The sequence below is a fragment of the Hymenobacter antarcticus genome, from assembly GCF_039539545.1.
Taxonomy (GTDB): Bacteria; Bacteroidota; Bacteroidia; order Cytophagales; family Hymenobacteraceae; genus Hymenobacter; species Hymenobacter antarcticus.
The window spans coordinates 14,612-33,826 of record NZ_BAABDI010000021.1 but is presented as its reverse complement, the minus strand read 5'-3'; the positions used below and the strand labels follow the sequence as shown (position 1 = coordinate 33,826).

General features: G+C 61.6%; 14 protein-coding genes. 11 read left to right on the top strand and 3 right to left on the bottom strand.

The window, feature by feature from the left end; genetic code table 11:
• Positions 1 to 7: 7 nt before the first annotated feature.
• The 9 genes from pheT to ABD819_RS14540 all read left to right on the top strand — a co-directional run bounded on the left by pheT (position 8) and on the right by ABD819_RS14540 (position 12,517).
• Positions 8 to 2,443: a phenylalanine--tRNA ligase subunit beta gene (gene pheT / locus ABD819_RS14580; RefSeq protein WP_345125512.1), complete on the top strand. Its 2,436-nt coding sequence runs from the start codon at positions 8 to 10 to the stop codon at positions 2,441 to 2,443.
• A gap of 245 nt (positions 2,444 to 2,688) precedes the next feature.
• A complete protein-coding gene (locus tag ABD819_RS14575; protein WP_345125510.1) occupies positions 2,689 to 5,670 on the top strand; it encodes a M16 family metallopeptidase in 2,982 nt (993 codons plus the stop codon).
• Between the two features lie 428 nt (positions 5,671 to 6,098).
• Positions 6,099 to 6,395, top strand: a complete 297-nt coding sequence (locus ABD819_RS14570) for a hypothetical protein (RefSeq protein ID WP_345125509.1) — start codon at positions 6,099 to 6,101, stop codon at positions 6,393 to 6,395.
• A gap of 40 nt (positions 6,396 to 6,435) precedes the next feature.
• Entirely contained in the window at positions 6,436 to 6,729 is a 294-nt protein-coding gene (locus tag ABD819_RS14565) for a cell division protein ZapA (RefSeq protein WP_345125507.1), read from the top strand.
• 132 nt (positions 6,730 to 6,861) lie between these two features.
• Entirely contained in the window at positions 6,862 to 8,550 is a 1,689-nt protein-coding gene (gene rny / locus ABD819_RS14560; protein WP_345125506.1) for a ribonuclease Y, read from the top strand.
• A gap of 115 nt (positions 8,551 to 8,665) precedes the next feature.
• A complete protein-coding gene (locus ABD819_RS14555) occupies positions 8,666 to 9,469 on the top strand; it encodes a hypothetical protein (RefSeq protein WP_345125505.1) in 804 nt (267 codons plus the stop codon).
• 71 nt (positions 9,470 to 9,540) lie between these two features.
• Positions 9,541 to 10,506 carry an N-acetylmuramoyl-L-alanine amidase gene (locus ABD819_RS14550; RefSeq protein WP_345125504.1) on the top strand — a complete coding sequence of 322 codons (966 nt, stop codon included), beginning with the start codon at positions 9,541 to 9,543 and terminating at the stop codon, positions 10,504 to 10,506.
• 71 nt (positions 10,507 to 10,577) lie between these two features.
• Positions 10,578 to 11,819, top strand: coding sequence for a pyridoxal phosphate-dependent aminotransferase (locus ABD819_RS14545; protein ID WP_345125502.1), 1,242 nt, complete (start codon positions 10,578 to 10,580; stop codon positions 11,817 to 11,819).
• 26 nt (positions 11,820 to 11,845) lie between these two features.
• Positions 11,846 to 12,517 (top strand): cytochrome b/b6 domain-containing protein, encoded by a 672-nt coding sequence (locus ABD819_RS14540; protein WP_345125501.1) that lies wholly within the window; start codon positions 11,846 to 11,848, stop codon positions 12,515 to 12,517.
• A gap of 414 nt (positions 12,518 to 12,931) precedes the next feature.
• On the opposite strand, the gene ABD819_RS14535 is transcribed toward ABD819_RS14540, so the two are convergent.
• Together ABD819_RS14535 and ABD819_RS14530 are read right to left on the bottom strand one after the other, a co-directional pair.
• On the bottom strand, positions 12,932 to 15,280 hold the full coding sequence (locus tag ABD819_RS14535; RefSeq protein ID WP_345125499.1) for a M1 family metallopeptidase: 2,349 nt from the start codon (positions 15,278 to 15,280) through the stop codon (positions 12,932 to 12,934).
• A gap of 198 nt (positions 15,281 to 15,478) precedes the next feature.
• Positions 15,479 to 16,075 carry a HupE/UreJ family protein gene (locus ABD819_RS14530; protein ID WP_345125497.1) on the bottom strand — a complete coding sequence of 199 codons (597 nt, stop codon included), beginning with the start codon at positions 16,073 to 16,075 and terminating at the stop codon, positions 15,479 to 15,481.
• 74 nt (positions 16,076 to 16,149) lie between these two features.
• Between ABD819_RS14530 and ABD819_RS14525 the strand changes: the two genes are divergently transcribed.
• The gene (locus ABD819_RS14525; RefSeq protein WP_345125496.1) at positions 16,150 to 17,085 is read left to right on the top strand and encodes a hypothetical protein; all 936 of its coding nucleotides are present in this window, start codon (positions 16,150 to 16,152) and stop codon (positions 17,083 to 17,085) included.
• On the opposite strand, the gene ABD819_RS14520 is transcribed toward ABD819_RS14525, so the two are convergent.
• Complete coding sequence (locus ABD819_RS14520; RefSeq protein ID WP_345125585.1) at positions 17,043 to 17,249, bottom strand: DUF433 domain-containing protein; 207 nt, start codon at positions 17,247 to 17,249, stop codon at positions 17,043 to 17,045. The genes ABD819_RS14525 and ABD819_RS14520 overlap by 43 nt on opposite strands.
• Before the next feature lie 786 nt (positions 17,250 to 18,035).
• Here ABD819_RS14520 and ABD819_RS14515 point away from each other — a divergent pair.
• Positions 18,036 to 19,022, top strand: coding sequence for an L-threonylcarbamoyladenylate synthase (locus tag ABD819_RS14515; protein WP_345125494.1), 987 nt, complete (start codon positions 18,036 to 18,038; stop codon positions 19,020 to 19,022).
• The last annotated feature ends 193 nt before the right edge of the window (positions 19,023 to 19,215 follow it).

Below are 19,215 nucleotides of genomic sequence, written 5' to 3'. Positions count from 1 at the left end.
ACGAATCATGCGTATTTCCCTCGATTGGCTTAAAACCCTCATTCCTACCGATAAACCCGCCGCCGAAATTGGCGCGCTCCTCACCGGCTCGGGCCTGGAAGTGGAGAGTTTGGAGGAATTGGAAAGCATTCCCGGCGGCCTGCGCGGTCTGGTACTGGGCACCGTGCTCACCCGTGAGGCCCACCCCGACGCCGACAAGCTCAGCCTGACCACCGTGGACGTGGGCGACGGCACCCCGCGCCAGATTGTGTGCGGCGCAAGCAACGTGGCCGCCGGCCAGCGCGTGGTAGTGGCGCTGGAAGGCGCCATGCTGTACCCCACGCAGGGCGAGCCGTTCAAAATCAAGAAGAGCAAAATCCGCGGCGCAGCCTCCGAAGGCATGATTTGCGCCGAGGACGAAATTGGCCTGGGCACCTCGCACGACGGCATCATGGTGCTGGACACCGAGCTGCCCAACGGCACGCCCGCCGCCGATTATTTCGGCCTGGGTTCGGATACGGTGTACGAAATCGGCCTCACGCCCAACCGGGCCGATGCCGCCTCGCACTACGGTGTGGCTCGCGAGCTGCGCGCCCTGCTGCGCCAGCCCTGCCACCTGCCGGACACCAGCGCCTTTGCCGCGCCCGCTTCAGCCGGCAGCAACATTGGGGTGACCATTGAGGACACCGCCGCCTGCCCGCGCTACGCCGGCCTGCTGCTCGATAACGTTCAGGTTGGTCCCTCGCCGGAGTGGCTGCAGCGCCGCCTGCGCAGCATCGGCCTCTCGCCAATCAACAACGTGGTGGACGTGACTAATTTCGTGCTGCACGAGCTGGGCCAGCCCCTCCACGCCTTCGATGCCGACCAGATTACGGGCGGTCAAATCCGCGTGAAACGGGCCGAAGCCGGCGAAAAATTCGTGACCCTGGACGGCACCGAGCGCACGCTCAAGGCCGAAGATTTGGTGATTGCCGATGCCCACGGCGTACCCATGGCCCTGGCCGGCGTGTTCGGCGGCAAAACGTCGGGCGTGAGCGAAGCGACCACCCGCGTATTCCTGGAAAGCGCCTATTTCGGGCCCGCTGCCGTGCGCCGCACCTCGCAGGTGCATCAGCTGAAAACCGATGCCTCGTTCCGCTTCGAGCGCGGCACCGACCCCAATATGGTGCTGGTGGCCCTGCAACGCGCCGCTTTGCTGCTCCAGGAAGTAGCCGGGGCCACGGTGGCCGCGCCCATCGTGGATGAGTACCCGGCCCCCGTGCAGCCCGCCACGGTGCGCCTGCGCCTGCCCCGCGTGGAGCGGCTGGTGGGCCAGTACATCGCCCCCGAGCGCATCCGCCAGATTCTGACCGATTTAGATATTGAAATCACCGAAGAAAACCCCGACCTGGGCGACCAGGATACGTGGGTGCTAACCGTGCCGCCGCACAAGGTGGACGTGACCCGTGAAGCCGATGTGATTGAGGAAATTCTGCGAATTTACGGGTACAACAATGTGGAATTACGGCCGAATAATTCGGCTTCTTTCCTGGCCAGATTCCCGAACCCCGACCCGGAGGTAACGCGCCTGAAAATTGCGTCGCTGCTGAGTGGGCAGGGTTTTTCGGAAATTCTGACCAACTCGCTCACTAATTCGCTGTATTTCGAGAAGGAGGGCGAAGCGAATAATTCGCTGGTGCGGATTCTGAACTACAACAGCGTTGATTTGAATGCGATGCGGCCTACGCTGCTGCATTCGGGGCTGGAAATTATCCGGCACAATATTAACCGCCGCCAGCGCGATTTAAAGCTGTACGAATTCGGCAAAACGTATTCGCAGAACGAGAACGGGAAATACCAGGAAAAGAATAAGCTGGTGATTTACCTGACTGGCAATGCCGCTGGCGAAACCTGGCAGCACAAGTCCGAAAAGGCGGCGTTCCAGGACCTGGCCGGGGCGGTGCAGCAGGTGCTGGCGGCGCTGGGCTTCGGCGGGGCGGCTTCGCAGCCGGTGCAGCACGAGTACCTGGCCGGCGGCCTGGCGCTGCTGGTGCACAACCAGCCCGTGGCGCAGCTTGGAGCCGTCGCGGCCTCAGTGCTCAAACGCCTCGACGTGACGCAGCCGGTGTGGTACGCCGAGCTGGACTGGGACGCGCTGAGCAAGAAATACAAGCCCACGCTGGTAGCCCGCGAGCTGTCGAAATTCCCGGAAGTGCGCCGCGATTTGAGCATCGTGGTAGACTCGTCCGTGACCTTCGACCAATTGCAGCAGATTGCCCGGCGCACCGAGAAAAAGCTGCTGCAAAGCATCAACGTGTTCGACGTGTACGCCGGTGAAAACCTGGGCGCGGGCAAAAAATCCTACTCCGTGAGCTTCACGCTGCAGGATTTCACCCAGACGCTCAGCGAGCAGGCCATCGACCAGGTGATGCAGAAGCTGATTGCGCAGTTTGAGAAACAGGCCGGGGCGCTGATTCGCAAGTAGCGGTTCGGGAAGTTCCCGCAGAGGTTCGCAGAGGTAGCGCGGAGGTACGCAGAGGATGTTTCCCTGCGTACCTCCGCGTTTTTTTCTGTGCACTCCTGCGGAAACTTTCCGGACGATTGTAATTCCTCAACCCGCCCCGCGATAAACCCAACCGTGGCGTAAGCCTCCCAATATTTGGCCTTCCCGGCAGTAAGTTGCGGCCGCATTTAATGCTACACTCTCCTATCCATCACTTTTCTCCAAAAATGAACCTTCGTTTCCTCTCAACCCTCGGCCTGGCCCTGATTACCACGGCCAGCCTGGCGCAGCAAAAGCCCGCTGCCAAAGCCCCCGCCGCCAAAGCCGCGCTCATGACCACGCCCGGCGGCACCCGGCTCGTGGAAAAAGTAACCCGCAAGCCCGGCGAGCTGGTGGTGCCCTACGAGAAGTACGTGCTGCCCAACGGCCTCACGCTCATCGTGGCCGAAGACCATTCCGACCCGTTGGTGCACGTCGATGTTACCTACCACGTGGGCTCGGCGCGGGAGCAGGTGGGCAAGTCGGGCTTTGCCCACTTCTTTGAGCACATGATGTTTCAGGGCTCCGACAACGTGGGCGACCAGCAGCATTTTAAGCTGGTGACGGCTGCCGGCGGCACCATGAACGGCACCACCAACACGGACCGGACCAATTATTTCGAAACGCTACCCAGCAACCAGCTCGAAACCGGGCTGTGGCTGGAGGCCGACCGCATGGGCTTTCTGCTCGACGCCGTGAGCCAGAAAAAGTTTGAGATTCAGCGCTCGACGGTGAAAAACGAGCGAGGCCAGCGCGTGGACAACGCGCCCTACGGCCAAGTAGGTGAATACATCAGCAAGACGCTCTACCCCTACGGCCACCCCTACTCCTGGTCGGTCATCGGCTCGCTTGAGGACCTCGACCGCTCGAACGTGGACGACCTGAAGAACTTCTTTCTACGTTGGTACGGCCCCAACAACGCCACCCTGACTGTGGGCGGCGACGTGCAGCCGGCCCAGGTGGTGAAGCTGGCGGAAAAATACTTCGGCCCCATCAAGCGCGGCCCGGCCGTGGCCAAAGCCAAGGTGCAAACCCCCGTGCTGGCTGCTGACCGCTACGTGAGCTACACCGACAACGTGCGCTTCCCCATGCTGCAGATGGTGTTTCCGACTGTGCCCGAGGGCCATCCTGACGAGCTGCCCCTCCACGCGGTGGCCGAAATCCTGGGCGGCGGCAAAAACTCGCTGCTGTATAAGAACATGGTGAAAAACCAGAAGGCCGTGCAGGCCGCCACCTACCAGCAAGTTTCGGAGCTCGGCGGCCAAATGACTTTCATCACCCTGCCCTTCCCCGGCAAAGGGCTCGACAGCATGGAGTACATCGTGCGCAATACGCTGGCCGAATTTGAAAAGCGCGGCGTGAACGACGCGGACCTGCAGCGCTTTAAGGCCCAAACTGAGGCCCAGGTGGTGAACAGCTTGTCCAGCGTGCAGGTGAAGGTGAGCCAGCTCGCCGCCAACCAAACGTACTTTGGCAACCCCAACCGCCTTCCCGTGGAGGCCCGTGCGCTGCAGGCCCTCACCAAGGCCGACGTGCAGCGCGTGTACGACAAATACCTGCGCGGCAAAAAAGCCGTGATTCTGAGCGTGCTGCCCAAAACCGGCGGCGTGGTTGCGGCCAAGCCCGATAACTTCACGGTAGACAAAGCCAGCTACCAGGCCCCGAAAGACGAGTACGCCGGCCTGAAGTACGTGAAAGCCACCGACACCTTTGACCGCGGCAAGCAGCCCGGCGCGGGCGCCAACCCGGTTATCAAAATCCCGGCCCTCTACCGCCAGGAAATGGCCAACGGCCTGAAGGTCATCGGTACGCGTAATTCCGAAATTCCGACCGTGACCATGCTGCTTACCATTCGCGGCGGGCACCGGCTGGAGCAGGCCACCCCCGCCAAGGCCGGCGTGGCCAGCCTGACGGCTTCGCTACTGAACGAAGGCTCGGAAAAATACACCGGCGAGCAGTTCTCAGCCGCCCTCGACAAGCTGGGCAGCACCGTGCAGGTGTCGGGCGGCGACGACCGCACCACGGTGTACGTGCAAAGCCTGACCAAAAACCTGCCCGCCACCCTGGCCCTGCTCGACCAGCGCCTACTGCACCCGCGCTTCGACCCGGCCGATTTTGACCGCCTCAAAAAGCAGGCCCTGGAGTTGATTGCCAACCAGAACACCCAGCCGGTGGTCATCGCCAACAAAACCTACAACCGCCTGCTCTACGGCCAGAACGACGTGATGAGCATCGCCAGCAGTGGCACCGCCGCTACCGCCGCTAGCATTACCCTCGACGACGTGAAGCAGTTCTACCAGCAGAACTACGCCCCGAACGTGAGCTTCCTGACCGTGGTGGGCGATGTGGACCAGGCCGCCCTCACCCCGCAGCTGGCCTTCCTCAAGGCGTGGCCTAGGAAGAACGTGACCCTGCCCGCCGCCACGGCCGCCACGCAGCCCGACAAGACCCGCATCTACTTCGTGAACAAGGACGGCGCGGCGCAGTCGGAAATCCGGGTGGGCTACCTGGCCCTGCCCTACGACGCCACCGGCGAGTACTACCGCGCCTACCTGGCCAACTACAACCTGGGCCAGGCTTTCAACTCGCGCATCAACCTGAATCTGCGTGAGAACAAGGGCTACACCTACGGCGCCAGCAGTGGCTTTCGCGGCAGCAGCTACGTGGGCCCGTTCACGGCCCAGGCCGGCGTACGCGCCGATGCGACGGCCGCCTCGGTGAAGGAGTTCATGAGCGAAATCAAGAACTTCCCCAACGGCATTTCCGACGAGGAGCTGCGCTTCGTGCAAACGTCCATCGGCCAGGGCGACGCCCTGAAATACGAAACCGGCCAGCAAAAAGCGGGCTTCCTGAGCCGCATTGTGGAGTACGACCTGCCTACTACCTACGTGGACGAGCAAAACCAGATTCTGCAAAAGCTGACTAAGGAAGACGTGCAGACTTCGGCCAAAAAGTACCTGCCCGCCGATAAAATGTACATCGTAGTGGTGGGCGACCGCAAGCAGCTGCCCGCTGTGCAGGCCCTCGGCTACGAAGTGGTGGAGCTGGATATGGACGGCAACCGCGTGGCCGAAGCCGCCAAGACGGCTTCCGACGCCCCCACCACCGAGAAGATGAAGACCAAAATGGAAGATGGCGGCAAAATGAAAACCAAGTCGAAAAAGGGCTAAAGCAGTCTTCGAATTGGTGTACGGGTGTAGAGACGCAACATTTTGCGTCTCGTCGTTGAACGACCGGAACCGCGCAGTACCGCTCAATGTAACCAACATTAGCAACGACGAGACGCAAAATGTTGCGTCTCTACACCCATACAGCAGCTTGAAAACCGCTGTAGTAATTGCCGATTGGCAATAGAACGTCATGTCGAGCGTAGCCGAGACATTTCGCTTGTGATAGTATCCCAATCAATTGGATTACTCCTGCACGCGAGATGCTTCGGCAAGCTCAGCATGACGTTCTATTTTTGTTCGCTGCCCAGGTTTTAAGGTATCGCCCAGGCCCGAAAGCAAACCTGCCTGACTAGCAAGCAGCGAGCGGGCCGGGTATAAAGTGTAGCTTTCGCAGCGGCGCTTTATCTTCACCCAAAAATTTACCGCCCGTGGCCTCTACTCAACAGCTTGCGCAACTCGACCGCCTGGAGCGGCAGATTACCACCTTAGTGGCTGCCTATCAGCAATTGCGCGAGGACCTGGCCGATGCCAACACCACCGTGCAGCAGCTGAAGGGCGACGTGCGCGAGCGGGACCGGCAACTCAAGGAGCGCCAAAACCAGGAAAATATCGTTAAACTTGTGCAAACCATAGCTGGGGAACCAACCCATGCCAACGAATTAAAACTGCGCCTCAACGAATACATCCGCGAACTCGACAAGTGTCTTGCCTATTTGAGAGACTAAACCGACTGACCCTCACCCCTGCCGCCGTAACTGACGCCTTATGAGCGAACTAGCCATCAAAATTCGTATTGCTGACCGGGATTATCCGATGCGCGTAGAAGTGCAGGATGAAGAACGGCTGCGCCTGGCGGGCCGCCTGTTGGGCGACAAGCTGCGCGAATTCCGGGAAGGCTACGGCATTCAGGACAAGCAGGACCTGCTGGCCATGGTAGCCCTGGCTACGATGGCCGACCAATTGAAAGTGAGCAAGGAAAAGGACGGCACCGATGCGGCGCTGACCGAGCGGCTGGCTCGTTTCGACGAGCTGCTATCAGGCGTGGTGCTGGCGGGCTGATACAGCCCGCTCAGCACCCACAATACTCGTTGGCCCGGCAGGGCGGCGCGGCAATCGGCCGCTTCCGCCCGCGCCCGGGCAAAACTGTTCCCCCGGTTATGGTTTTTTCATCCATCCAAAAACCATAATTATATGTCACCAGTGATAATGTACAGTCTGCTGGCCGCCGTGGTCGCCCTTGTGGCGGGCATCGTGGTGGGACGGCTGCTAGCCGGCAAAGCCCGGCTGGACCACGAGGGCGAGGCTACGGCCCGCGCTCAGCAAATTCTCCGCGATGCGGAGGAGAAAGGCAACCGCCTTCGCGACGAAAAAATCAAGCAGGCCGACGAGCGTCTGGAGCAATCCAAGAACAAGTTCAAGAGCATCCGCAACGAGTTTGACACGGAGAGCCGCCGCCTCAAGCAGGCCCTCGACCAGGAGCTGACCGAACGCCGCCAGGGCGTGGTGGAGCAGGAGCAAAGCATCAAGATGCTGACCGAAACCACTCAGCGCCAGCTTGAGCAGCTACAGCGCAAGGAGGTGGACCTGGAAAAAGCCCGCGAGAAAAACCAGACCGACACCCAGCAGCTGCGCGACAAGCTGGAAAGCCAGGCTGAAAAGCGCCGCACCGACCACGAGGAGGCCGCGGCTGAGCTCGAAGAAAAGCAGAAAGAGGCCGACGAGCAGCTGCATTCCGTGCAGCGCCAGCTCGAAACCATAGCAAACTTAACGGCCGCCGAAGCCCGCGAGCAGCTGGTGGAATCGCTGAAGAACGAAGCCCAGATTCAGGCCAGCTCCTTCGTGAAGGACACCGTGGCCCAGGCCAAGCTGACTGCTACTAAGGACGCCAAGAAGATTGTACTGGAAACCATTCAGCGCACCGCGTCGGAGCACGCCATTGAGAACTGCGTGTCGATTTTCAACATTGAAAGCGACGACGTGAAGGGCAAAATCATCGGCCGCGAGGGCCGCAACATCCGCGCGCTGGAGGCGGCGACGGGCGTGGAAATCATCGTGGACGATACCCCGGAAGCCATCATCATCTCGGGCTTCGACCCGGTGCGGCGCGAAATTGCCCGCCTCTCGCTGCACCTGCTGGTGAAAGATGGCCGGATTCATCCCGCCCGCGTGGAGGAGATTGTGGCCAAAACCCGTAAGAACATTGAGGAGGAAATCGTTGAGATTGGCGAGAAAACCATCATCGACCTCGGCATTCACGGCCTGCATCCGGAGCTGATTAAGATGGTGGGCCGGATGCGCTTCCGCTCATCCTACGGCCAGAACCTGCTGCAACACAGCCGCGAAGTAGCCAACCTCTGCGCCACCATGGCCGCCGAGATGGGCCTCGACGTAAAGAAAGCCAAGCGCGCCGGCCTGCTGCACGACATCGGCAAGGTGAGCACCGAGGAGCCCGAGCTGCCCCACGCCATTCTGGGCATGGAGATGGCCAAGAAGTGGAAAGAGCACCCCGATGTGGTAAACGCCATCGGCGCCCACCACGACGAGATTGAGATGACGGCTATGATTTCGCCGCTGGTGCAGGCCTGCGACGCCATTTCGGGCTCGCGCCCCGGTGCCCGCCGCGAGATGATGGAGAGCTACATCAAGCGCCTCAAGCAATTGGAAGAAACCGCCAACGGCTTCAAGGGTGTAAACCAGTGCTTCGCCATTCAGGCAGGCCGCGAGCTGCGCGTGATGGTGGACGCCGAGAACGTAACCGACGAGCGCGCCGCCGAGCTGAGCTTCGAGATTTCGCAGAAAATTGAGAAGGAAATGCAGTATCCCGGCCAGATTAAAATCACCGTAATCCGGGAGATGCGCGCCGTGGCCTACGCAAAATAGATTGTAGCACATGCTTTAGCTTGTGCGCTGATTATGCTAAAAAAGCCCTCGCAGCAGAAGTTGCGGGGGCTTTTTTCGGCTTATCTTGTCTTTCCTTTTCCGCTTCCTTTTTCCCATGAATAAACCCCTACTCGCGCTGCTACTAGCCAGCTGTGCGCACTGCTTGGCGGGCTGCGTGGTGTATCAGCCCACGCAATGCGCCGCGCCGCAAATCACTGGCTCCCGACAATCCGAAATCACCGCCAGCACCTACCTCAACAGCCGCTACGAGCTGTCCGGCACCTACTCCCCGCTGCCGCACCTGCTGGTGCGGGCCTCTACCGGCAGCCTGCGCAACGATTCCCGCGATACCAGGGACTCGACGTACTACCGCGGCCATCATTATGATTTCGGCCTGGGCACGTACTGGCGGCTGGGTTCACGCTGGGTAGTGGGCGGCTTGGGGGGCTTTGGGCAGGCCCGCAACGAGGCGGCTTACTCCATAGGCGGGTTTATTTTGAGCTACCCCACCCGCTACGAGTTCGATGCCCGCTACAATAAGCTATTTGGGGAAGTGTATGGCATCTTTCAGACCGGCGATGTCATTTCGCTCGGGGCGGCCTACCGCATCACGCAAGTGCGTTTCACCACCCTTACCGACCAGCGCACGCCCGTGGACCTGAGCAGCATGACCCGAAGCGAGCCCATGTTGTTCATGCGGGTGCGGCTGGGCAATGGGCCGTTCGAGGACCGGCCGGTGCAATTGCAGGCAGCCTGGGGCACGTCAGCCACGTTTGGCTACGATGAAAGGAACAGTCAGACTATTTATGCCCCCGGCGTGCGCGAGCTAAAACAGGGCCGGGGCTACACCACGGTGGGCATCACCATCTTCCCGCATTGCTTATTTCGTAAGGTGCAGCCTGGTGGCAACGGGCGCTAAGTTGCTGGCTTTCCTGCTTTTTTGCTGAAATTTGCGGTGCTCACTCAGCCCTTCAAATCTTCCGCGCCCGCATGAACCTCCGCCACAGTATGGGCCTGGCCTTGGCCGCCACCCTCACCGCCTGCGCCGCCCAGCGCAACCCCTACGCCGCCACCAATAAGTCGTATCGGGCCCAGGTGAAGGCCTACGGGGAGGCCCTGCGGGCCATGCCCGGCCCAACGCCGGGGGCCGACAGCCTGCTGGGCAGGTACTGGGTGGGCACCACCAATTTTAACCTGCGCAAGCCCAACTACGTCGTCATTCACCACACGGCGCAGGATTCCACGGCTCAAACATTGAAGACCTTCACGCTGCCCCGCACGCAGGTGAGCGCGCACTACGTGATTGGGCGCGACGGCCGGATATACCACATGCTGAACGACTACCTGCGCGCCTGGCACGGCGGCGTAGCCCGGTGGGGCAACACCACCGACATCAACTCCTGCTCCATCGGTATTGAGCTGGACAACAACGGGGCCGAGCCTTTTGCCCAGGCTCAGGTGAGTAGCCTGTTGCTGGTGCTGGCAGACCTGAGGAAAGCCTACGGCATTCCGGCCGCCAATTTCATCGGTCACGCCGATATTGCGCCCAGCCGCAAGAATGACCCCAGCGCGTACTTTCCCTGGAAACAACTGGCGGACAACGGCTTCGGCCTGTGGTATGATGCCGGGCCGCTGCCCAGTCCGTTTGGGGCCGATAGTGCCATTGCGCTGGCCAGCCGTCTGCTGCTGCCGCGGCTACCCGAAACTGACGTTGCTCTCCCCGCCCCCACCCTGCTACCCGACACCAGCACCGTGGATGCCCAGCTGGCCCGCCTCAACGGCCCGGTTACGACCTTTAACCAACGGGAGGCGCTGCGCATTATCGGGTACGATACGCGGGATTTACCGGCGGCTACTCGGGCGTTTAAGCTGCATTTTATCCAGCAGAACGTGGGCGGGCCGCTGACCGAGGCCGACAACCGGATTTTGTACAATCTGTACCAGAAGTGCCTCTGACCAGCCAGCCACGCTTATATTTAACCAACTGAAGCCGCCGCAACGCGCGTGGCGGGCTTTAAAGCAAGTGTATGTTAGAAATATCTCAGCGGGGGCAGGCCATGCCCGTTTCCCCGTTCCGCAAGCTGGCTCCTTATGCCGAACAGGCTCGCAAGCAGGGCAAAATCGTGTATCCGCTCAATATCGGGCAACCGGACATTGAAACGCCACCGGCCGCATTGGCCGCCTTGCGCAACGCTGATATCCGGGTGCTGGGCTACAGCCACGGCGCGGGCACCGAAAGCTACCGTCACAAGCTGGCCGCCTACTACCAGCGCAACGGCCTGCCCGTGGTGATGGAGGATATTATCGTGACCACGGGCGGCAGCGAGGCCATTCTGTTTGCGCTGCTCACCTGCCTGAACCCCGGCGACGAGGTGATTATTCAGGAGCCGTTCTATGGCACGTACACGGCCTTCGCCATCGCGGCGGGCGTGAATATCGTGCCCGTCACGGCGCACATTGAGGACAATTTCGCGCTGCCGCCGCTGGCCGATTTCGAGCGGGCCATCACGAAGCGCACCCGCGCCATCCTCGTCTGCAACCCCAGCAACCCCACCGGCTACGTGTATAGCCGCGCCGAGCTGGAAAGCATGCTGGCCCTGTGCAAAGCCCATAATCTATACCTGATTTCGGACGAGGCTTACCGGGAGTTCTGCTACGACGCGCCCTACGTGAGCGCGCTGCAGCTGGCCGGGGCCGAGCCCAACGTGGTAGTGGTCGACACCATTTCGAAGCGCTACAGCGCCTGCGGGGCGCGGATTGGCGCGCTGGTTACGCTGAATAAAGCGGTGTACGCGGCCGCCTTCCGCTTCGCCCAGATGCGGGTGAGCCCGCCCGGCCTGGGCATGCTGCTGGCCGAAGCCGCCGCCGAGCTGCCCGAGTCGTACTTTGACGACAGCAAAGCTGAATACCAGGCCCGGCGCGACCTGACCGTGGCCCGGCTGCGGGCCATGCCCGGCGTGGTGTGCCCCTGCCCCGGCGGCGCGTTCTACGTGCTGGCCCACCTGCCCGTCGACGATACCGAAGCCTTCGGCCAGTGGCTGCTGGAGTCATTTTCCTACGAAAACCAGACCCTGATGCTTTCCCCCGCCAACGGCTTCTACCACACGCCGGGCCTGGGCCGGCACGAGGTACGCATCGCCTACGTGCTCAACCAAACCGACCTCAACGCAGCGCTAACCTGCCTGGCGCACGCCCTGCGCGAATACCCCGGCCGGACTGAAACGGTATCCACCGCGGTTTTAGAAACCACCGCTGCGCTGCCTGCATAACCCATTTTCGCCCCCATTTTTCGCTGATGACTCCAACCATTGCCCCCGCTACCGAAGCCCCGACCAAAGACTACCGCGCCCCACTACGTTTCTGGCACTGGGGCAGCGCCTTGCTCATAAGCGCGCAGCTGGCGACCATTCTGTTTCAGAAAGTTATTGTGAACTCGCGGTCGGCGGTGCCGGAGTTTCAGCAGGCGCTGAGCAAGGATAATATCGTGCTCACGACGCAGCAGGCCCGCTCGCTCACGCACATTATCAGCGAGCGCATCTGGGAATGGCATATCTACATTGGATTGGCCCTGGTGGGTTTCTGGCTACTGCGCGTGGTGCTGGAGCTGCGCGGGCCCTCGGATATGCGCTTTTCGGCCCGGCTGCTGGCAGTGGCCCGGCGCTACCGCCTGGCCCCGCCCGCAGAGAAAGGGACGGCTGGCAAAATTCTCTTCTCCACGAGCACCTATGCGCTGTTCTATGCTTTCCTGGCGGTTATGTGCCTCACCGGCCTCATCCTGACGTACCATAACGAAGTGGCCTTATTCGATAAACTCGAACACACGGCCGAGGAAATCCACAACGTGACCATGTGGCTCATCATCGGCTTCTTCGTGGTGCATGTAGTGGGCGTGGTATGGGCCGAGCTGACCAAGGACCACGGGCTGATTTCGCGCATGGTAGGCGGCGAAGCCCCAAAGGCCAGTTAAGCAGGTTTACGGCTATCATTGCGAGGAGGCACGACATTCCGCGAATTAAGCGGCGTCAATCCGTCCTGTTCTCAGCCACCATCCCTGAAATGTGGCCAGCTTTAGGAAGAAGCCCCGATACTGCATAGAATCTTGTCCTTATCCGGCTGCCGCCAGGCGAAGAATGAACGGTCCGGTCAGACCGCTCTAGGCGGTCTGACCGGTTGTCGAGCGGCCAAAATCGGTGGTGCTTCAACCGGTCAGACCGCCTAGGGCGGTCAGACCGGAGCAACGACCCCAGCCTTACGAAAAAGCCCCGAACACTGCGTAGTGTCGGGGCTTTTCACGTTAGTAGGGTAGTCGCTGAGAACAGGACGGATTGACGCCGCTTAATTCGCGGAATGTCGTGCCTCCTCGCAATGACGGGCGGAAACCTTAGTTGCCGCTGCCGGGCTTCTGCTCCATTTTCTGCATGGGGCTGGCCTGGGCGGCCTGCTGCATGGGGTTGGGCGCGGCCTGCTGCTGCTGCTGGAATAGCTCGAAGCGCGAGGCGGCGGGCTGGCGCGGGAATGCGTTGTTGCTCAAGTCCGTATCGGCCGTTTGCTGGAAGGGGTCGATGACAAAGCTGATGACGGGCTTCTTGGTCACGATGATTTTCGTGACTTTCTCGTTGTTTTTGCGCCAGATTTCGGCCGGAATCGTCTGGATTTCCTGCGTGTTGTCGGCGTAAGTCATCTGGAGTACCACGGGCATCACGAGGCCGCCGGCGTTGCGCAGGCTCAACTCGTAGAAATTCTGGGTATTGCCGAGGCGCTGCTGCTGCTCGGGGCTCAGGGTTTTCATATAAGCGGCGTAGCGCTGCTGGTCGGCCGAAGTCACGGCCAGCGGGTCGTAGCCGTTGTAGAAGTCCTTCAGCTCAGTTTTCTCCTCCACCAGGGTTTGCTTGATGTCGGTGGCGTTGCGCTGGGCCGTGATGGACTGCGGCGCGGCGGCTTTCTGCTGCTGCAGGCGCTGGTTTTCGACCTGTGGATTTTTGGTGCTTACGTTGAAGGATTTCACCGATTCCAGGGCCAGGTCGGTGTGGTCGACGGTGTAGAACCAGCCGCGCCAGAACCAGTCCAGGTCCACGGCCGAGGCGTCTTCCATGGTGCGGAAGAAGTCGGCGGGCGTGGGGTGCTTGAAGGCCCAGCGCGTGGCGTAGGTCTTGAACGCATAGTCGAACAGCTCGCGGCCCATCACCGTCTCGCGCAGGATGTTGAGGGCCGTGGCGGGCTTGCCGTAGGCATTGTTGCCAAACTGCAGCGCCGATTCCGAGTTAATCATAATCGGGGTTTGCAGGGTCTTATCGGTGGCCATGTAGGCCGTGATGTTGCGCGGCTCGCCGCGGCGGCTGGGATAGTTGCGCTCCCACTCCTGCTCGGTCAGGAACTGCACGAAGGAGTTCAGACCCTCGTCCATCCACGACCACTGCCGCTCGTCGGAGTTGATAATCATGGGGAAGAAGTTGTGGCCCACTTCGTGGATAATCACCGAAATCATCCCGTATTTCCGCTCCGCCGAGTACGTGCCGTCCTTCTCGGGCCGCCCGCCGTTGAAGCACAGCATGGGGTACTCCATGCCGCCCACCGGGCCGTGCACCGAAATGGCCACTGGGTAGGTGTAGGGAATGGTGTATTTCGAGTACGTTTTGATGGTATGAGCCACCACCTGCGTTGAGTACTGGCCCCACAGCGGGTTGCCTTCCTTGGGGTAGTACGACATGCACATCACCTGCTTGCCGTCCTGATTGATGCCCATGGCATCCCAGATGAACTTGCGCGAGCTGGCCCAGGCAAAGTCGCGCACGTTTTTGGCGGCAAAATTCCAGGTTTTGGTGCCGGTGGCGCGGTTTGCTTCGTTTTTCACGGCTTCCTCCTGGCTCACGATGAGCACCGGCTTCTTGGCATTTTTGGCCTGCTCGAAGCGGCGCTGCTGGGTGCTGCTGAGCACCTGAGACGCATTCTGGAGCGTGCCGGTGGCTCCCACAATGTGGTCGGCGGGCGCGGTGATGCTCACTTTGTAGTCACCGAAGGGAAGCGTGAACTCGCCGTTGCCCAGGAACTGCTTGTGCTGCCAGCCCTGGTTATCCGAGTACACGGCCATGCGCGGGTAGAACTGCGCGATTTCGTAGAGGTAGTTCTTGTCGTCCGCGAAATACTCGTAGCCGCTGCGGCCGTTGATTTTCGTCTGGTCGTTGATGTTGTAGTGCCACTTCACATTGAAGGAAACCGACTGGCGCGGCTGCAGCGGCGACGGCAAATCCACGCGCATCATGGTGTTGTTCACCACGGTTTTCAGCGCCTTGCCGTTGGCCCCGGTCACGCTCTCAATTTTGAAGCCGCCATCGAAATCCGACAGCATGCCTTCGAGCGCCTGAAACGGCACTTTGTCCTGCATCGAGCCCACCTGAGTGGCGTTGGTGATGGAGTTCTGCTCGAAAATATTCTGGTCGAGCTGCACCCACAGGTAGGGCAGCGCGTCGGGCGAGAGGTTGGTGTAGGTGATGGTTTCGCGGCCCGTAATGGCCTGCCTGGCATCATCGAGCGTCACTTTGATGTCGTAGTCGGCGCGCTGCTGCCAGTAGTCGGAGCCGGGCGCGCCGCTGGCGGTGCGGTAGCTGTTGGGTGTGGGCAGCATCGTTTCGAGCTGCGCAAATTTGTCGGTGCCCGAGTTGGTGTTCTGGGCCACGGCGGGCAGCTGGCCCGCCACGGCCAGCACCAGGCCGGCGAATAAAAAACGACGCATAGAGTAAGCGTGAGTTGAAGAAATCGAAAGAAGTTGAAAACCTTAGTCGAAAAGGTCGGCGAAAGTTACGCCAACGTTGCGCTATAGTGACTGGTTCAGCGACAACGGGCGGGGGATACCGTTGAGAGTTAAAGGTGAAATCCTAACGCCCCCTTTAACTCCTCACTTTTAACTTTTAACTCCTCCCTGTACCCCGCGCTACGGCCACAGCTGTTGCAGCAGCAGCACCGTGGCAATGCCCAGGGCCGCCCCGCTGGTGGTCAGCAGCCAGTCGCGGCGGGCTACGCCCAGCCCCCGCAGCAGCACTGCCCCAAGCAGCAGAATGATGGTCACGATGAGCACCTGCCCTACTTCCACGCCCACATTGAAGGCCAGCAGCTCCTGGATGGGCCGGCTACCGGCCCCGAGCAGCGCCCGCAGGTAGTTGGAGAAGCCCAGCCCGTGAATCAGGCCGAAGCCGAGGGCCAGCGCATTGGGTGCGGCGGCCAGCACCGGGGCACGGGGCCGCAGCACCCGGCCCGCGCCCCGCAGGTTCAGCAGGGCCGTGACCATGATGGTAATGGGAATCAGGGCTTCGATAATGGCCGGGTTGAAGGACACTACGCCCAGCGTAGCCAGCGCCAGCGTGAGCGAGTGCCCCAGCGTGAAGCTGGTGACCAGCGCCAGCACCCGCCGCCAGTCCGTCAGCACGTAGGGCGCGCACAGGGCCAGCAGGAACGTGAGGTGGTCGGCGGCGCGGGGCGTGCAGATGTGCAGAAAGCCCAGCTGGAAATAAGTCTGAAAGACGGAAGCCATGCGGCAAAGCTAACGGTGTCGAGTTGGTGGGGCCTTCACTACCTTGTGCTGCTTTTTTACTTCCTGTTCATTTTATGTTCAACCGCTACCGATTGCTGCTGCTTTCACTCCTCCTCGGGGCGGGCCAGGCCCGGGCACAGGCCTCCGTCGCCCAGGCTGCATTCCCCCTCACCCGCCAGGACACCGCCCGCGCCGTGCACGAGCTGTTCCAGAGCCGGCGCGGCGGGGGCTTTGGGTGGCTGGCGTTTGGGGCAGCCGGGATGGCGGCCTCCATCATTCCCGCCCAACAAAGCACCAGTGCCGGCGTCTGGACGCCCGGCGTGGTCATCGGCTCGACATTGGCGCTGTTGGGCACCAAAAAAGTTGTCCGGTTTGGGTGGGGGCGCGAGCACCGCGTGTTGCGGGAACTGGCCGCAACGGGCCACTTGCCTACCGATATCCAGCGTCGCCTGCACGGCAACTTCGCCCCCCTGCACGGAACCGCCTCGCAGCCCGACCCGCTGCTAGCCTTGCGCCCATCGGCCCCGACCCCGGTACCGGCTGCTGCCCCGGCCCCGCTGCCGGCTGCCCCCCTGGCCCCACCTGCTGCTACCCCGTCGGTGGAGCAGGTGCTGGCCGATGCCCGCACCGATACGCTTGATGCGGTGCAAGGGCTGTTTCTGGCGCGCCGCTCGGCCGGGACCTGGCCATTGGTAGCCCTGCTGCCCATAGCCCGCATTCTGACGGGCTCGGGTGCCGCCACCTCGTCCAGCAGTCCCTACGCGCCTCAGCCCGCCAAGGCATCGGATAACTCCGTGGCGGTGGGCCTGGGCCTGATGAGTGCCGGGCTGGCCTTCATGCTCATTCACAACGCCCCGTATACCAAAGCCCACTTCGAGCAGTTGCGCACCGGCTACCTGGCTGGTACGCCCCTGCCACCCGCGCTACGCCAGAAACTGCGCCCCCGCCACCTGGCACAGGGCCGGCGCTACCGCGAACGGATGGACCGGCGGGCGCAGCGCCACCGGTAGGCCGCGTGCAGCAGGCAGGCCCGCACCTGCGCCGGGCCGCTAGCCGAAAAACCCTTCACTATATCGTTGTCAATCATACTATTGACTAGCATTTTCAGCACTTCGGCCACGGTCGTGCGCGTGCCCTTCACCACCAGCTTGCCGAAACGCACCCGCGGGTTCAGTTTGATATGAGCGGTGATGGCGCGGTATCCATGCGGGTTGGAATAGGTGGTTGGTCAACAATACAATGAACGAGGACTAGGCTGTTAGGCATTCGTTGTCAGTTGTTGGCAGTATGGCAATTGTCTGACTGACAACCAACAACGAGCAACTGACAGCCCGTTTACTTTTGAATGACTACTCAAGCAGTCACACACAAGTAAACGCACAGTGAAAAGGCGGTCATGCTGAGCTTGTCGAAGCATCTCTACCGCTTGGCATGAGCCGTTCAACGAAGCGGTAGAGATGCTTCGACAAGCTCAGCATGACGTTCAAGCGAATACGATTACTTATGCACGACTACTTAGCAGCCAGTAGCGAAGAGCGAACGGCTAAAGTCCCGCCCCAGCGCCCCGGCTACTACCGAAAACGGCAAACGTAGCGAAGGTTTCAGGTGATGAGTGCCGGCGCGAGTTACGCTGCGCTAAACTCGCGCCGGCTTAGGCCAGCTTGGGGCGAGCCCCTTCCCCAAAAAGGCAATTCCCCGGCTTGGCACCAGATGCCTTACATAACTGCTGTTACGCACTCTCGTTGCTAAAGCGCTTCGGGGGATGTAGCGCGGACTTTGTAGTCCGCGAGTCTGCGCCGTTTAGTGGTTGTAGCGGCGCAGACTCGCGGACTACAAAGTCCGCGCTACATCCTGCTGCGTAACAGCAGTTACATAAGCCGGCAATACTGCCCTGCACCAAACAGCAGGCCCTTACTTTTGAGGCTCACTTTGCTTCTCACCGGGAGCCCAGCCGCTTGCTATGAATACTTTATTAGGCACCGATGTGGCCCATGCCGCAGACTTGCTCCGCGCCGGCGAGCTGGTGGCCATTCCTACCGAAACCGTGTACGGCCTGGCCGGGCACGGCCTGCGGCAGGACAGCCTGCACCGCATCTTCGCGGTGAAGGGCCGGCCCCTGACCAACCCGCTCATTCTGCATTTCGCCAGCGTGGAGCAACTGCCCGGGTACGTCCGTTTCGATGCCGTACCCGCGGCGGCGCATCAGTTGCTGGCAGCTTTTAGCCCGGGGCCGCTCACGCTGCTGCTGCCCCGCGAGCCGGCCGTGGTGCCCGACCTCGTAACGGCCGGCCTGCCGGATGTGGCCGTGCGCATCCCGGCGCACCCCCTGGTACAGGAGCTGCTGCGGCAACTCGATTTCCCACTGGCCGCACCTTCGGCTAATCCGTTCGGCTACATTAGCCCCACGCGGCCCGAGCACGTGCTGGGCCAGCTGGGCGGCCAGATTCCCTACGTGCTCGATGGCGGGCCTTGCCAGGCCGGCATCGAAAGCACGGTGGTGGGATTTGGGCCCGATGGCGAGCCGGTGGTGTACCGCCCCGGGGCCATTTCGCTGGAAATGCTTCGAGCCGTAGTGCCCGCCACCCGCCTGCGCAGCGCACCCGAAAAAGCCCGGCCCGCCGCCAGCCCGGGCCTGCTGCCCTACCACTACTCGCCCCACACGCCACTGCGGCTCTTTGGCCCGGGCCAAGCGGCGCTGCCCGCTTTTGACCCCGCCACCACGGGTGCGCTCACCCTGCGCGAGCCGTTCCCGAACCTGCCCGCTGCGCAGCAGGTGGTGCTGAGCCCCGGCCGGGGCGACCTGGCCGAGGCTGCCCACGGCCTCTACGCGGCCTTGCATTATCTCGACGCCCTGGACCTGCAGCAGTTGTTTGCCGAGCGACTACCCGATACCGGCTTGGGAATGGCTTTAAACGAGCGGCTGGAGAAAGCCGCGGCTCGGAAATAGGCAATTACTGGCCCGTGGGGCGTTCCCCATACCGGAGCCCGTATCCGAGGGTGACGCACGCCAGGGGTAGCCGCGATTTCTGCCAGCGTACCCTGACGCGAGTTTAGCGGAGCGTAACTCGTGCATTACTATTCGGGCGAGCTTGTGCCTCGCAATAGAGGCGCTTACACTCCCGCCCCAGCGCCCCGCACCG

Bases quoted from the DNA above. Each gene is read 5' to 3' on its own strand.
- ABD819_RS14530 (WP_345125497.1), bottom strand. From the start codon at position 16,075: ATGGCTTCCGTCTTTCAGACTTATTTCCAGCTGGGCTTTCTGCACATC.
- ABD819_RS14540 (WP_345125501.1), top strand. From the start codon at position 11,846: ATGACTCCAACCATTGCCCCCGCTACCGAAGCCCCGACCAAAGACTAC.
- ABD819_RS14550 (WP_345125504.1), top strand. From the start codon at position 9,541: ATGAACCTCCGCCACAGTATGGGCCTGGCCTTGGCCGCCACCCTCACC.
- ABD819_RS14535 (WP_345125499.1), bottom strand. From the start codon at position 15,280: ATGCGTCGTTTTTTATTCGCCGGCCTGGTGCTGGCCGTGGCGGGCCAG.
- ABD819_RS14565 (WP_345125507.1), top strand. From the start codon at position 6,436: ATGAGCGAACTAGCCATCAAAATTCGTATTGCTGACCGGGATTATCCG.
- rny (WP_345125506.1), top strand. From the start codon at position 6,862: ATGTCACCAGTGATAATGTACAGTCTGCTGGCCGCCGTGGTCGCCCTT.
- ABD819_RS14525 (WP_345125496.1), top strand. From the start codon at position 16,150: ATGTTCAACCGCTACCGATTGCTGCTGCTTTCACTCCTCCTCGGGGCG.
- pheT (WP_345125512.1), top strand. From the start codon at position 8: ATGCGTATTTCCCTCGATTGGCTTAAAACCCTCATTCCTACCGATAAA.
- ABD819_RS14515 (WP_345125494.1), top strand. From the start codon at position 18,036: ATGAATACTTTATTAGGCACCGATGTGGCCCATGCCGCAGACTTGCTC.
- ABD819_RS14555 (WP_345125505.1), top strand. From the start codon at position 8,666: ATGAATAAACCCCTACTCGCGCTGCTACTAGCCAGCTGTGCGCACTGC.
- ABD819_RS14545 (WP_345125502.1), top strand. From the start codon at position 10,578: ATGTTAGAAATATCTCAGCGGGGGCAGGCCATGCCCGTTTCCCCGTTC.
- ABD819_RS14575 (WP_345125510.1), top strand. From the start codon at position 2,689: ATGAACCTTCGTTTCCTCTCAACCCTCGGCCTGGCCCTGATTACCACG.